The organism is Pseudomonas sp. St316 (assembly GCF_018325905.1).
Classification (GTDB): Bacteria; Pseudomonadota; Gammaproteobacteria; order Pseudomonadales; family Pseudomonadaceae; genus Aquipseudomonas.
In genome coordinates this window covers 5,010,137-5,025,191 of sequence record NZ_AP021901.1, presented here as the reverse complement: position 1 = coordinate 5,025,191, position 15,055 = coordinate 5,010,137, and the positions used below count along the sequence as shown (strand labels likewise).

General features: G+C 62.3%; 6 protein-coding genes. 1 reads left to right on the top strand and 5 read right to left on the bottom strand.

The genetic code is table 11. From position 1 onward, the window contains the following. Positions 1-89: 89 nt before the first annotated feature. The 3 genes from KI237_RS22325 to KI237_RS22315 all read right to left on the bottom strand — a co-directional run bounded on the left by KI237_RS22325 (position 90) and on the right by KI237_RS22315 (position 5,181). Positions 90-1,454 (bottom strand): HlyD family type I secretion periplasmic adaptor subunit, encoded by a 1,365-nt coding sequence (locus KI237_RS22325; RefSeq protein ID WP_212797090.1) that lies wholly within the window; start codon positions 1,452-1,454, stop codon positions 90-92. A 177-nt stretch (positions 1,455-1,631) separates the two neighbouring features. Beyond that, positions 1,632-3,791: a type I secretion system permease/ATPase gene (locus KI237_RS22320; protein ID WP_212797089.1), complete on the bottom strand. Its 2,160-nt coding sequence runs from the start codon at positions 3,789-3,791 to the stop codon at positions 1,632-1,634. A 31-nt stretch (positions 3,792-3,822) separates the two neighbouring features. Then, the gene (locus KI237_RS22315) at positions 3,823-5,181 is read right to left on the bottom strand and encodes a TolC family outer membrane protein (RefSeq protein WP_212797088.1); all 1,359 of its coding nucleotides are present in this window, start codon (positions 5,179-5,181) and stop codon (positions 3,823-3,825) included. 454 nt (positions 5,182-5,635) lie between these two features. Here KI237_RS22315 and KI237_RS22310 point away from each other — a divergent pair, with 454 nt between their 5' ends. Beyond that, positions 5,636-13,480, top strand: a complete 7,845-nt coding sequence (locus KI237_RS22310) for a retention module-containing protein (protein ID WP_212797087.1) — start codon at positions 5,636-5,638, stop codon at positions 13,478-13,480. Positions 13,481-13,758: 278 nt separating this feature from the next. On the opposite strand, the gene KI237_RS22305 is transcribed toward KI237_RS22310, so the two are convergent. Then, entirely contained in the window at positions 13,759-14,154 is a 396-nt protein-coding gene (locus tag KI237_RS22305) for a YbaN family protein (RefSeq protein WP_212797086.1), read from the bottom strand. 8 nt (positions 14,155-14,162) lie between these two features. Further along, positions 14,163-14,750: a UPF0149 family protein gene (locus KI237_RS22300; protein ID WP_212797085.1), complete on the bottom strand. Its 588-nt coding sequence runs from the start codon at positions 14,748-14,750 to the stop codon at positions 14,163-14,165. Between the last annotated feature and the right edge of the window lie 305 nt (positions 14,751-15,055).

Here is a 15,055-nt window from a genome sequence, read left to right as displayed (position 1 = left end):
TGATCACAAATCTTGTGTGCACTGAAGATCAACTGCGGGAGCTTGCTCGCGATGGCGGCCTCATGCTCAGAGAGGATCCCAGTTAGAAGCTACCGCTCGCGCATCGCCTCGGTCCGCGCCTTCAACACCGGCTTGAGCAAGTAATCCAGCACACTCTTCTCCCCGGTAATGATATCCACCGTCGCCACCATCCCCGGGATGATCAGCAGCGGCTTCACGTCGCCACCCAAGTGGTTTTTGTCGGTGCGCACCTGGATCAGGTAGAAGCTGTTGCCCTTGTCGTCGGTGATGGTGTCGGCGCCGATCAGTTCGAGCTTGGCGCTGAGCCCGCCATAGATGGTGTAGTCGTAGGCACTGAACTTGACCATGGCCTTCTGGCCCGGGTGCAGGAACGCCACGTCCTGGGGGCGGACCTTGGCTTCGATCAGCAGGTTGTCTTCCAGGGGCACGATCTCCACCATGTCGTTGCCCGGCTGCACCACGCCGCCGATGGTGTTGACCTTCAGTTGCTTGATCACCCCATGCACCGGCGAGACTACGGTGGTGCGGGTCACGCGGTCGTCGATGGCGATGCTCGAGGCGGTGATTTTCGACAGTTCAGTGCGTTTCTCGTTGAGGTCCTTGGCTGCTTCGGAGCGAAAGGTCTGTTCCGACTCGTCGATCTTGCTCTTGATCTCGTTGATCGCCGATTCTGCCCGGGGAATAGCCAGGGTGGTGGCGTTGAGCGAACCGCGGATTTCCACCGCGCTGCGTTTGAGTCGCAGGATCTCCACCGGCGACACGGCCCCGGTCTTCACCAGCGGGGTGGACATGTTCATTTCTTCTTGCAGCAAGGCCAGGGCCGAGCTGAACTGGCCCTGCTTGGAGCGAAACTCCGCCAGTTCCTGGGTCTTTTGCCGCAGTTGTTCAGTCAGGGTGCGTTGCTCGCTGGCCAGGCGCCGCTGGCGTTGTTCGTACAACGAGCGCTCGTCCTCGGCCACTTGCGGGGCCTTGGCGATCACTTCGGCCGAAAGATTGAACGGCCGGCCCTCGGCCTCGGCCGACAGGCGTTCGACCTGGGCGGTCAAGGCATAGCGGTCGGCCTCGCTCTCGCCCTTGTTCGATTGATAGCGCGTGTCGTCCAGGCGCAGCAGGGTGTCGCCCTTGTTCACCATCTGCCCTTCGCGGACGAAAATCTCGGTGACGATGCCGCCCTCCAGATTCTGGATCACCTGGATCTTGCTCGATGGAATCGCCTTGCCTTCGCCCGTGGTGACTTCCTGCAAGACCGCCAGTTTGGCCCAGACCAGCCCAGTGACGATCAACCCGGCGGCCAGCCATACGGTGACGCGCGAGCGGCGCGGCGAGTCCTGCAGCGTGGCGCCAGCGGTTTCCGGCATGAATTCGCTTTCGGCGCTTTTGCTGAAGCTGCCGAAGTAGCTTCGGGCGGCTGGGTCGGGTGTTTGAGCGGACATGGGACGGTCCCCGTCAGTTAAGTGAAATAAGCCGAACACATACCTGTGGCTTGAGAGGGTTATCTGTGGGAGCAAGGCTTGCCCGCGATGAAGCTAACGCGATCTCACTGGAACCAAGGCGCCTGCATCGCGGGCAAGCCTTGCTCCCACAGGTGTTGTGTTGACAGCTAGAGGGGCTTACACCGGCGCGGAGCCCACCCGCCCTTTACGCAACGCATCGATCACGGCTTCCTTCGGCCCGTCCGCCACGATCCGGCCGTTATCCAGCACCACCAACCGATCCACCAGGCTCAGCATCGAGGTGCGGTGGGTGACCAGCAGTACGGTCTTGCCCTGTACATGGGTATGCAGCTTCTGCCGCAAGACGTCTTCGCTGCTGTTGTCCATGGCGCTGGTGGGTTCGTCCAGCAGCAGGATCGGCGGGTCGAGCAGCAAGGCCCGGGCCAGCAGCACGGCCTGGCGCTGCCCGCCGGACAGCAGTTGCCCGCGTTCGCCCACCGGGCGGTCGAAGCCTTGGGGGTGCTGGCGCGCCAGTTCGGTGACACCGGTCAGTTCCGCCACTTCCAGCATGCGCGCGTCGCTGATGTAGCGGGCGCCCAGGGTGAGATTGTCCCGCAGGCTGCCGGCCAGCAGTGGCAGGTCATGGGCGACGTAGCCGATCTGTTGGCGCAGGTCGGCGACGTCCAGTTGCCGCAGGTCCAGGCCGTCCAGCAGCAATTGGCCTTCCTCCGGCGCATAGAACCCCATCACCAGGCGCGCCAGGGTGCTCTTGCCCGAGCCACTGCGGCCGATGATCCCGACCCGTTCGCCGGGTTTGAGGCTGAAACTGATATTGGCCAGTGCCGGGGTGCTCTGGCCGTTGTAATGAAAGGTCACGCCGTTGACGTCCAGCGCGCCCTGCAGTTGGGTGCGATCCAAGGGCCGCTGCTTGGCGTCACGCTCCTGGGGCAAGGCCATCAGGGCATCGGTGCTGCGCATGGTGAGCTGGGCTTGCTGGTAACGGGTGATCAGCCCGGCGATCTGCCCGAGCGGGGCGAGCACCCGGCTGCCGAGCATGTAGGTCGCCACCAGCGCGCCGACACTGAGGTTGCCGGCGATGATGCTGTAGACCCCGGCGACGATGGTCGCCATGCCGGCCAGTTGTTGCAGGAACAACGTGCCATTGGTCGCCAGTGCCGAGAGATTGCGCGCATGGCTGTCGAGGCGGGTGAGCGCGCCATGGGTGCTTTCCCATTGATACTGGCGCTCGCTTTCGGCGCTACAGGCCTTGAGGGTTTCCAAGCCTCCGAGGGTTTCGATCAGCAGTGCCTGGCGCTGGGCGCCCAGGGCCAGGCTTTTTTGGACGGTGTCGCGCAGGCGCACCTGGATGATCATCGCGAAGACAATGGTGATCGGAAACGCCACCACCGGAATCAACACCAGCCAGCCGCCCAACAGGCCGATCACCACCAGCATCAGCAGGGCGAAGGGCAGGTCGATCAGGCTGGTGAGGGTCACCGCGGTGAGGAATTCGCGCAGGCCCTGGAAGTCGTGGATGCTCTGGGCGAAGCCGCCGATAGTCACTGGCTTGGCCTTCATCGCCATGCCGGTGATGCGCTCGAACAGGGTGGCGGAGAGAATCACGTCGGTTTTCTTGCCAGCGGTGTCCAGCAGATGGGCGCGAACCACCCGCAGCACCAGTTCGAAACCGGTGCCGATCAACAGCCCCACGGCCAGCACCCACAAGGTGGATGTGGCTTGGTTCGGCACCACGCGGTCGTAGGTCTGCATGACAAACAGCGGCACCATCAGCCCCAGCAGGTTGATCAGGAAACTCGCCAGGATCGCGTCACTGTAAAGCCAGCGCGACAGTTTCAAGGTGTCGCGAAACCACGCCTCGACCCGCGGCACCAGGGGCGAGCGCAGGTCTTCGAGTTCATGGCGCGGCCGGGCGAACAAGGCCTGGCCACTGTAGTCGAGGGTCAGTTCCTCGCGGCTGACCCATTGCTCGCCGCCGTCGGCTTCGCTGGGTAGGATCAGCGCCTTGCCATCCTCGCCCCAGCGCCTGAGTACCGCACAGCGGCCGCCCGCCAGGATCAGCATCACCGGCAGGTTCAGAGGCGAAATATCCTCCAGGTCACGACGCAACAGCCGCGCCTGCAAGCTTGCCCGGGCCGCTGCGCGTGGCAGCAGGTCCAGGCTCAAGCGTTGGTGCGCCATAGGAAGCCCGGCGCTGAGGCTGGCGCGGCTGACCGTCGCACCATGGAGTTTGCAGAGGATCAACAGACCGTCCAGCAAGGGATCATCGAAGTTCAGGCGCGGATCGGCGCCAAGGGTTGCGGGTTCCATGCTGGTCACAGTGTTCGCTCCCATTTTTTTTTGGAGGGGGCTACTTCAGTTCCGGCAGCCGAGCCTGATTCTTGACTTCGGTCTGCGCGACCGTATCGGCCGGCAGCACGACCCGTTGTTTGTGCAGCAGCAGGCCCATGTTCGCCAGCACCCGGTACATCGAGTACTCCTCGGTGTAACGCACCTCGGTGTAGCGACGGTTGGCGTTGTACAGCTCGTTTTCGCTGTCGAGCACGTCGAGCAGGGTGCGCTGGCCGAGACCGAACTGATCCTGGTAGGCGGCGCGGACACGGGCGGTGGTCTCGGCATATTCCCGGGCGGTGGGGGTCTGTTTGCGCGCGTTGAGCATCGCGTTCCAGGCCAGGCGCGTGTCTTCGTTGAGCTGGCGCAGGGCATTGTTGCGGATGTCCATGGCCTGGTTGATCTGGTGGGCGTTGGACGCCAGTCGCGCCTTGTCGCTGCCACCGCGGAACAGGTTGTAGTTCATCACCACGCCGACCCGCCAGTTGTTGTCGTGGCCTTCTTCGCCACCGATGTTGTTATTGGCGCCCACCGCCGCCTCGGCGTCGAAGCGTGGGTAGAACGGCGACTTCGCCACTTCGTACTGGCTCTCGGCGGACTGTATGTCGGCCTGGGCCGATTTCAGGTACGGGTTGTTATCCACCATGCTTTGCTGGGCTTCGCGCAGGTCGGCGGGGATTTCGCCTTTGGTCGAGGGCGGCGCTTCCAGTTCATCAGGCATGCGCCCAACCACGCTGTAGAAGTTCGCCTCGGCGTCGGCCAGGTCGACCTCGGCAGTGTCGTAGTTGTTTTCCGCCAGGGCCCGACGGGCATTGGACTGGTCGGAGTCAGCGGTGCTGCCCACCCCACGCTCGGTGCGCAGGCCGATCTGGTCGTTGACCCGCAGGTGCGCCTGCAGGTTGTTCTTGGCCAGGGTCACCAACTCGCGACGCTTGAGCACTTCCAGGTAGACCTCAATGGTGCGCAGCGCCAGATCCTGGGCGGTGCCCTGGGCGTAATAGGCCCGGGAATTGACCACGCCCTGGGTACGTTCCACTTCATTAGCAGTGTTGAACCCGTCAAAGATCATCTGCCGCAGGCGCAGCTCCGATTGGGTGTAGGTCAGGATATTGGTGTGGTGATTGCCCAAGGCCCGGGTGTTGGTGTTGTCGCTATAGCCACGGCCGTAACCGGCATTCAAATCCACCGACGGGAAAAAGCCCCCTCGGGCGACCTTGACGTCTTCATTGGCCGACAGACGGCTGTCCACCCGTTGTGCCAGCTCTGGGTGAGTGGCAATGGTGCTCTGGATCGCTTCGGTCAAAGACATGGCCTGCGCCTGAGAAGAGCAGGCCATGGCCAACAAAACCGCGCTGCAGAGGGGGGTTAGAACGCGCATGGGGTGCATCTCCTGAGGTCTGTAGTGCTTCGCTTGTCGCCAAAATATTGACGTGTTTAAGATCAAAACCGTTTCAACCTTGTAACAACACAGCTAAGAACATCCTGAGCAAAACCTAAGAAGAATTTCTCATAAGACTTATGCCGAAAAAAACTTATGTGCCTGAAAAAAACCGGCACATTGTTCAAAGCGAAAGCCTTTGAATCTGCGGGTTCTGACGGCTTTTAGGCGTCAATAAAAGTTCCATGCAGATTTTTAAGCAACGTGAAGAAGTGTCGATAGGGCGATGTGTGAGGCGGTTTTTTGTGACGGTTTTTTGTCGTATCGGCGAATTGCCAGCACTTTCCGCTTTCACGAAAGCTGGCAGATTTTCCAGCTTTTTGGTCGCCAGACCTGAGGACGGATTCTTCACCCAGACAGGTGCCGATTGCGGTCGGCAACGGAGGAAATGCACATGGCAGCGCTCATCGGTATCGTCAGCAAAGTGGTCGGGCAAGTTTTCGCAGAAGCGGCCGCAGGCCTGCGGCGGCCTCTGGTCGAAGGCGATCGGCTTTATGCCGGCGAACACCTGGTCACCGGTACCGAAGGGGCCGTGGCTGTTCATATGCAGAACGGCCAGACGTTGACCCTGGGCCGCGAAAGCAATTTGACCCTGACCCCGCAGTTGCTCGCCAACCATGCGCCTCATGTCGACACGCCTGACGCGGCGACACCGAGCAACGCGCAACTGACCGATGTGCAAAAGCTGCAGCAAGCCATCGCCGCCGGTGCCGACCCGACCCAGACCGGTGAAGCTACTGCCGCCGGCCCCGAGGGTGGCAACCCGGGTGGCGTGGGCGGTGGGCACAGTTTTGTGCTGCTGGAAGAAGTCGGCGGGGAGGTCGATCCGCAGATCGGTTTTCCGACCGCCGGGTTCAACGCGATTCCCGAGTTTCCACAGCTGCGCCTGGCCGGTGAACCGGACAACACGGGCGACAATGCAACCGTGCCGCCGGTGACACCGGATAACCCGGTGACCCTCGATGGGGTCAATGTCGAGGGCGGCGAACTGACCACCAATGAAGCCAATCTGGCCGATGGTACGGCCAGCAATCCGGGGGCGCTGGTGCAAAATGGTACCTTCACGGTTTCCGCGCCTGACGGGCTGAGCAGCCTGAGCATCGGCGGCCTCAACGTGATCACAGGCGGCGTGCCCACGGGTTTCCCCCAAACCATCACTTCGGCGCTGGGCAACACGTTGACCATCACCGGCTATGACCCGGCCACGGGGGTGGTCAGCTACAGCTACACCCTGACGGACAATGAAACCCATCCTACCGGTGGCGGTGCCAACAGCATCACCGAGCAGTTCCCGGTGGTGGCCGTCGACACCGACGGCGACACGGCCACCGGCACCCTGGACGTCAACATTACCGATGACGTGCCCCAGGCGATCGACGACAGCCACGCCAGCACGGCGTCGGAAACCCTGGTAACCCTCACCGGCAACGTGTTGCCCAACGATCATCAGGGCGCCGACCGGATCCCCACCGGTCCCGACAGCGGGCCGATCATCGGCGGGACGTTCACCGGCACCTACGGCACCCTGGTGCTCAACCCCAACGGCACGTACACCTACACCCTGAACACCAGCGACCCGCAATTCGTCGCGTTGCACGGTGGGGGAAGCGGCACCGAGACCTTCACCTACACCCTGACCGATGCCGACGGCGACACCAGCACGGCGAACCTGGTGTTGCAGGTGCATAACAATGATGATCCGGTGGTGTTAGTGGGTCTTGATGCCGAAGGCGGTGAGCTATCGCTGCAGGAGAAAAACCTCAGCGACGGCAGCAGCCCGGACGCGTCGGCACTGACTCAAAGCGGCACGTTCACCGTGACCGCGTTGGACGGCGTGCAGACCTTGAGCGTGGGTGGCATCAACGTCGTCACCGGCGGTGTGGCGGCGGGTTTCCCACAGTCGATTACCACCGCACTGGGCAACACCCTGACCATCACCGGCTACAACGCCACCACAGGCGTGGTCAGCTACAGCTACACACTGCTGGATAACGAAGCCCATCCAAACGCCAACGGCGCCAACAGCCTCAGCGAGCAATTTGCCGTGGTTGTCACCGACGACAACGGCACCACGGCCAACGGCAACCTGGACGTAAATATCGTTGATGACTTGCCAAAAGCCGTGGACGACAGCAACGCCAGTACCGCCTCGGAAACCCACCTGACCCTGACCGGCAGTGTGCTGACCAACGACACCCAAGGTGCCGATCATGTGGCATCCGGTCCAATCACCCCCGGCACCTTCACCGGTATTTACGGCACCCTGGTGCTCAACGCCGACGGTTCCTACACCTATACCCTCAACACTGCCGATGCCGATTTCAAAGGCCTGCACGGTGGTGGCAATGGCAGCGAAACCTTCACCTACACGCTGACCGATGCCGACGGCGATACCAGCACCGCGAACCTGGTGTTGCAAGTGCACAACAACGACGACCCGGTGATCATCACCGGCCTCGACACCGATGGCGGTGAGCTGACGGTCCAGGAGAAAAACCTCAGCGACGGCAGCAACCCGGACGCGTCGGCGCTGACTCAAAGCGGCACGTTCACCGTGACCGCGTTGGACGGCGTGCAGACCTTGAGCGTGGGCGGCATCAACGTCGTCACCGGCGGTGTGGCAGCCGGTTTTCCTCAGTCGATTACCACCGCGCTGGGCAACACCCTGACCATCACCGGCTACAACGCCACCACGGGCGTGGTCAGCTACAGCTACACACTGCTGGACAATGAAGCCCATCCAAATGCCAACGGCGCCAACAGCCTGAGCGAACAATTTGCCGTGGTTGTCACCGATGACAACGGCACCACGGCCAACGGCAACCTGGACGTAAATATCGTCGACGACCTGCCAAAAGCCGTGGACGACAGCAACGCCAGTACCGCCTCGGAAACCCACCTGACCCTGACCGGCAGTGTGCTGACCAACGACACCCAGGGTGCCGATCATGTGGCCTCAGGTCCAATCACCCCCGGCACCTTCACCGGTATTTACGGCACCCTGGTGCTCAACGCCGACGGTTCCTACACCTACACCCTCAACACCGCCGATGCCGACTTCAAAGGCTTGCACGGTGGTGGCAATGGCAGCGAGACGTTCACCTACACGCTGACCGATGCCGACGGCGATACCAGCACCGCGAACCTGGTGCTGCAAGTGCACAACAACGACGACCCGGTGATCATCACCGGCCTCGACACCGACGGCGGTGAGCTGACGGTCCAGGAGAAAAATCTTAGCGACGGCAGCAGTCCGGATGCATCGGCACTGACTCAAAGCGGCACCTTTACCGTAACCGCGTTGGACGGTGTGCAGACCTTGAGCGTGGGTGGCATCAACGTCGTCACCGGCGGTGTGGCGGCGGGTTTCCCTCAGTCGATTACCACCGCGCTGGGCAACACCCTGACCATCACCGGCTACAACGCCACCACGGGCGTGGTCAGCTACAGCTACACACTGCTGGACAATGAAGCCCATCCAAATGCCAACGGCGCCAACAGCCTGAGCGAACAATTTGCCGTGGTTGTCACCGATGACAACGGCACCACGGCCAACGGCAATCTGGACGTGAACATCGTCGACGACCTGCCGAAAGCCGTGGACGACAGCAACGCCAGTACCGCGTCGGAAACCCACCTGACCCTGACCGGCAGTGTGCTGACCAACGACACCCAAGGTGCCGATCATGTGGCATCCGGTCCAATCACCCCCGGCACCTTCACCGGTATTTACGGCACCCTGGTGCTCAACGCCGACGGTTCCTACACCTACACCCTCAACACCGCCGATGCCGACTTCAAAGGCCTGCACGGTGGTGGCAATGGCAGCGAGACGTTCACCTACACCCTGACCGATGCCGACGGCGATACCAGCACCGCGAACCTGGTGCTGCAAGTGCACAACAACGACGACCCGGTGATCATCACCGGCCTCGACGCCGATGGCGGTGAGCTGACGGTCCAGGAGAAAAACCTCAGCGACGGCAGCAGCCCGGATGCATCGGCGCTGACTCAAAGCGGCACCTTCACCGTGACCGCGTTGGACGGCGTGCAGACCTTGAGCGTGGGTGGCATCAACGTCGTCACCGGCGGTGTGGCGGCGGGTTTCCCACAGTCGATTACCACCGCATTGGGCAACACCCTGACCATCACCGGCTACAACGCCACCACGGGCGTGGTCAGCTACAGCTACACACTGCTGGACAATGAAGCCCATCCAAATGCCAACGGCGCCAACAGCCTGAGCGAGCAATTTGCCGTGGTTGTCACCGATGACAACGGCACCACGGCCAACGGCAATCTGGACGTGAACATCGTCGACGACTTGCCGACCGCCCATGCCGACTCCGCCTCGGTGGACGAGGGCGGGACGGTCAGTGGCAACGTCCTGAACAACGACGAAGGTGGTGCCGACGGACCGGCTGCGAGCGGTGCCGTGATCGGTGTGCGTGCAGGCAGCGACACCTCGACTTCGGCGATTGGCGGCTTGAACACGCAGATCAACGGCAGCTACGGCTACCTGACCCTGGATGCCAATGGCAACGCCGTCTACCACAGCAACCCGAACACCGTCAGCGCCCCGGGTGCGACCGATGTTTTCACCTACACCGTGCGTGATGGCGACGGTGACGAAAGCACCACCACCATCACCATCGATGTCCACGATGTCTGCCTCGTCGCCACACCCGAGCACGAAATCAGCGTCTACGAAAAAGCCCTCGACCTGAACCAGGACGGCCAGGACCTGGCCCCCGGTACTGTCACCGGCAGCGCCCCGAGCGCCACCAGCGAGACCGCCAGTGGCAGCCTTGTCGGCTCTATCAGCGGTGCCGTTGGCGCAGTGACCTTCGCGCTGGTGGGCAATGCCAGCGGCGCCTACGGCCAGTTGCTGCTCCACCCGGACGGTTCGTACACCTACACCCTGACCTCACCGGCCACGACGACGCCCCACGCCAACGATGGCCCGAATGTGTTGAGTGAAAGCTTCACCTACCAGGCCACGGACTCGTTGGGCAACACGGTCACCAGCACCATCGTCATCGACATCGTCGACGACGTGCCAAGCGCCCATGCCGATTTCGCCTCTGTGCAGGAGGGCGGCACGGTCAACGGCAATGTGCTGGACAACGACGTACTTGGCGCGGATGGCGGCATGGTGATCGGCGTGCGCGCCGGCAATGACACTTCAACCTCCGCTGTCGGTGGACTCAACAACCAGATCAACGGCACCTACGGTTACCTGACCCTGGACGCCAATGGCAACGCCGTCTACCACAGCAACCCCGACGCTGTCGGTGCGGCGGGTGCCACCGATGTGTTCACCTACACCGTGCGCGACGCCGATGGTGATGAAAGCACCACCACCCTCACCATAGACGTGCACAACAGCTGCCTCATTGCAGAAACCGACCACGACATTACGGTCTACGAAAAAGCCCTCGACCTGACCCAAGACGGCCAGGACCTGGCCCCCGGCACCGTCACCGGCAGCGACCCGAGCGCCACCAGCGAAACCGCCAGCGGCACCTTGGTAGGATCGATCAGCGGTGCCACGGGCGCCGTCACCTTCACCCTGGTGGGCAACGCCAGCGGCGCCTACGGCCAGTTGCTGCTCCACCCGGACGGTTCGTACACCTACACCCTGACGTCGCCCGCCACGACCATGCCCCATGCCAACGATGGCCCGAATGCGCTGAGCGAAAGCTTCACCTATCAGGCCACGGACGCCCTGGGCAACAGCACCACGGGCAACCTGGTGGTGAGCATTGTCGATGATGTGCCAAAGGCCGTTGCGTCCGAGCGCTCGGTTACAGCGGTGGAGATCGATTCGAACCTGCTGATCGTGCTCGACGTGTCCGGCAGCATGGCCGATGACTCCGGTGTGCCGGGGCTTTCGCGGCTGGACCTGGCGAAACAGGCCATCAGCGCCTTGCTCGATAAATACGATGACCTGGGGGATGTGAAAGTCCAGCTCGTGACGTTCAGCAACAGTGCCACCGACCAGACTTCGGTGTGGGTTGATGTGGCGACCGCCAAGTCGCTTCTCTCCAGCTTGTCGGCGGGTGGCGGGACCAACTATGACGCGGCGGTGGCGGCGGCCAAGACCGCGTTCGTCACGTCCGGGCAACTGACCGGCGCGCAGAACATCGGCTACTTCTTCTCGGACGGTAAGCCCAACTCTGGCCTGGAAACCGGCACGGCGGACGAGGCAGCGTGGAAAGCCTTTCTCGATGCCAACGGCATCAAGCACTACGCCATCGGCTTGGGCGACGGTGTCAGTAACGACTACCTCGACCCGCTGGCCTACGACGGCAGCGCTCATACCAACACCAACGCGGTGGTGGTCACCGACCTGAACCAGCTCAACTCGGTGCTTTCCGGCACGGTGCAAGGCGCGCCGGTTACCGGCAACCTGCTGGGCGAGGGAGGTTCCTTCGGCGCAGATGGTGGGTTTGTCAAAAGCCTGGTGGTCGATGGCACCACGTACAGCTACGACCCGGCGGCCAACGGTGGCCAGGGTGCACTGAGCGCCAGTGGCGGGGCCAACCACGGCGCTTTCAATACCGTCACCAACACGCTGAGCATCGCCACCGGCCACAACGGTACCCTGGTGGTCAACCTGGATACCGGTGCGTTCAGCTACACCTCCCAGACCGCCACCAGCACCTTGATCACCGAGCACATCGGCTACACCATCAGCGACAATGACGGTGACCTGGCGGGCTCCAACCTGGTGATCAACGTCGTGCCCAACAGCCCGCCGATCGCCGTCGATGACAACATCATCACCAACGTGCTGTCGGGCAACATCGTGATCCCAGGTGAATTGCTGCTGGGTAACGACAGCGACGCCAATGGCGATCCGCTCACCGCGTCACCCACCAGTTTCAATACCGGTTGGACCGCCAAAGGCGGGGATTTCACCGGCAGCACTGGCACGGCCAGCTTCACCGGCAACAACGTGCAGTCGATCAACCTCAGCCGCAGTGCCTTTGTCGCCAATACCGCGAGCATGACGGCGATGCTGGTGGTCAGCGGTGCACTGGGGATGGTGTCCAACAACAACGCCAACGATGAGGACCGGCTCAACATCAGCCTCAAGCAGGGCGAAACCCTGACCTTGGACCATAATCTGGCGGGCGGTCATATCACCCTTGAGTACTCTCTCAACGGTGGGCCTTTCATTGCGATCAGTGACGGCGCCTCGTTCACGGCGGCGGCGGATGGCAACTACCAGATCCACGTCACCAACATCCCCAATCCCGGTGGTGGTAATTCCAACGCTGCGGAAAACTATCAACTGACCCTGACCGTCGACTATGCCGGTGCGCAGGACAAAACACCGGATTACCATGGCAGCTACACCGCGAGCGACAACCACGGCGGCAGTGACAGTGCGTCGGTAGGCATCAGCTATCAGGCGGGCCATACCCTGACGGGCACCAGTGGCGATGATGTGCTGTTGGCCGGCAACGGTGACAACACCCTCAACGCGGGCGACGGCAACGACATCCTCAGCGCCGGTTCGGGCAACAATACCTTGCATGGCGGGGCGGGTGACGACTTGCTCTACAGTGGAGCGGGCAATGACCTGCTCGATGGCGGCACCGGCAACGATACTGCCAGCTACGCTCACGCCACGGCGGCGGTCACGGTGAACCTCGGCCTGTTGGCGGCCCAAAACACCCTGGGCGCGGGCACTGACACCCTGGCCGGCATTGAAAACCTCCTCGGCTCGAACTTCAATGACACCCTCACCGGTGACGGCGCCAGCAACCGCATCAACGGTGGATTGGGCCATGACGTGCTCAATGGCGGTGGCGGCGATGACCTGCTGATCGGCGGTCTGGGCAACAACACCCTGACCGGCGGTAGTGGTGCCGATACCTTCCAATGGCAGGCAGGCAACAGTGGCCACGATGTGATTACGGACTTCGCGCCCGGCGTCGACAAACTCGACCTGTCCCAGTTGTTGCAAGGGGAGAATGGCAGCACCGCGTCACTGGACGATTACCTGCATTTCAGCGTGAGCGGCAGCGGTGGGGCGGTCGTCACCAGCATCGACGTCAGCGCCATTGCCGGTGCCACGCCGAACCAGACCATCGACCTGGCCGGCGTCAACCTCGCCAGTCACTATGGCGTTACGCCGGGCGCGGGGGGAATCATCGGCGGAGCGGACACGGCGACCATAATCAACGGCATGTTGAATGATCATTCGCTGAAGGTGGACACGGTGTAAGGTGAGCTGAACGACAAAACCCGCCATCTCCGGTCTGGAGATGGCGGGTTTTGCTTTTGTGGCGAGGAACCTTGCTCCCGCTCGGCTGCGCTGTAGGAGCCGTGGAGGGGCTTTATAGGAGCTTTGTAGGACGCTGCGTAGGAGCTGTCGAGTGCAACGAGGCTGCGATCTTTCCAGCACCGATTGAGTCCAGAGCGAAAGATCAAGATCAAAAAATCGCAGGCTTCGCCAGCGCCTACAGCTCCAGCGGGACCAAGCCCCCTCGCCACAGTGGAGACTCAGGGCCTGCGCAACGTCTTCTGCTTGAGGATATAAACCGTCACCAGCACCGCACTGGTGAGCATGAACCCCCGGGCCCACGGCAGGGGCACCAGGTAGCAGGAAAAGAGGATGCTCGCCCACATCAGCCCTATGGCATAGACCTTGCCCTTGAGCGGGATGCCGTTGCCGCTGAGGTAGTCGCTAATCCATGGGCCGAGGCGGGGATGTTCGACCAGCCATTGGTAGAAGCGCGGCGAGCTGCGGGCGAAACAGGCCGCCGCCAGGAGCAGGAAAGGGGTGGTGGGCAGTACGGGAACGAAGATGCCGATGACCCCCAGCGCTACGCTCAGCCAGCCGATGGCCAACAGAACGTAACGCAGGATCAGCGGGCGATTGCCGACAGGCGAGGGCACCCGGTCACTCAGTGGTGGCGAGGCTTGAGGATCGCCGGTTTCTCGTCCGGTGCGTTGCACAGCAGGTACAGGGCCGTGAGGGCTTCGGGGATCTGGACGATCATGTCGTCCATCAGGTTGGCGTCGGCGGCGATATCGGAAAATTCCGGTTGCTCGTCGAACAGGCCGGAACCGACCATGATCGGCAGCAGCATTTCGCTGACTTCCTCTTCGGCGGTTTCGAACCAGGCGGCTTCGCGCAGGAACACGCCTTCCATGAAGCCGATGCACCATCCACGCAGTTCCGAATCGTCCGGGTCATCGCCCAGGTCCAGGTCGCACGGCAGTTCGAATTCTTCGTCGGAAGCCAGTTGGCGGGCGATGTGGGCCTTGAGGCCGACCAGCGTGGCTTCGATTTCGACGCGTTGGGCTTCGTCGCTGTAATGCGGCTCTTCGGCGAACAGGGCGTCGATCCACTCTCGGTCCGGCACCGTTTCTGCGCAGATGGACAGGGCGGTCAGATAGCCGTGAGCGGCCACGTAGTCCAGCGCCTCTTCGTGCAGCTCATCGGCGTCGAGGAAGACTTGCAGGCGGGTCAGTTGCTCAGCGAAGGACATTACGGGCTACCTTGGGGAATAAACAATGCGGGAATTCTAGGCCTTCTTGAGCGCCCAGGCCAGCCGCGTGGCGTATTTGCCTCTCGACGGTCCGAGGGTGGACACAAATGGGAGCCTGCAGATCAAATGTGGGAGCGAGCTTGCTCGCGATGAGGGCGTTACATTCCACATTTTCTCAAAATGACCCACCGCTATCGCGAGCAAGTGCTCCCACAGGGACTTGTGACAACACAAGCCATGTGTCGGACATCCCCGCGCCAAGCACCTCTTGTCAGCAGCGCCCTTCGCAACGAAGGCCTCGGGTA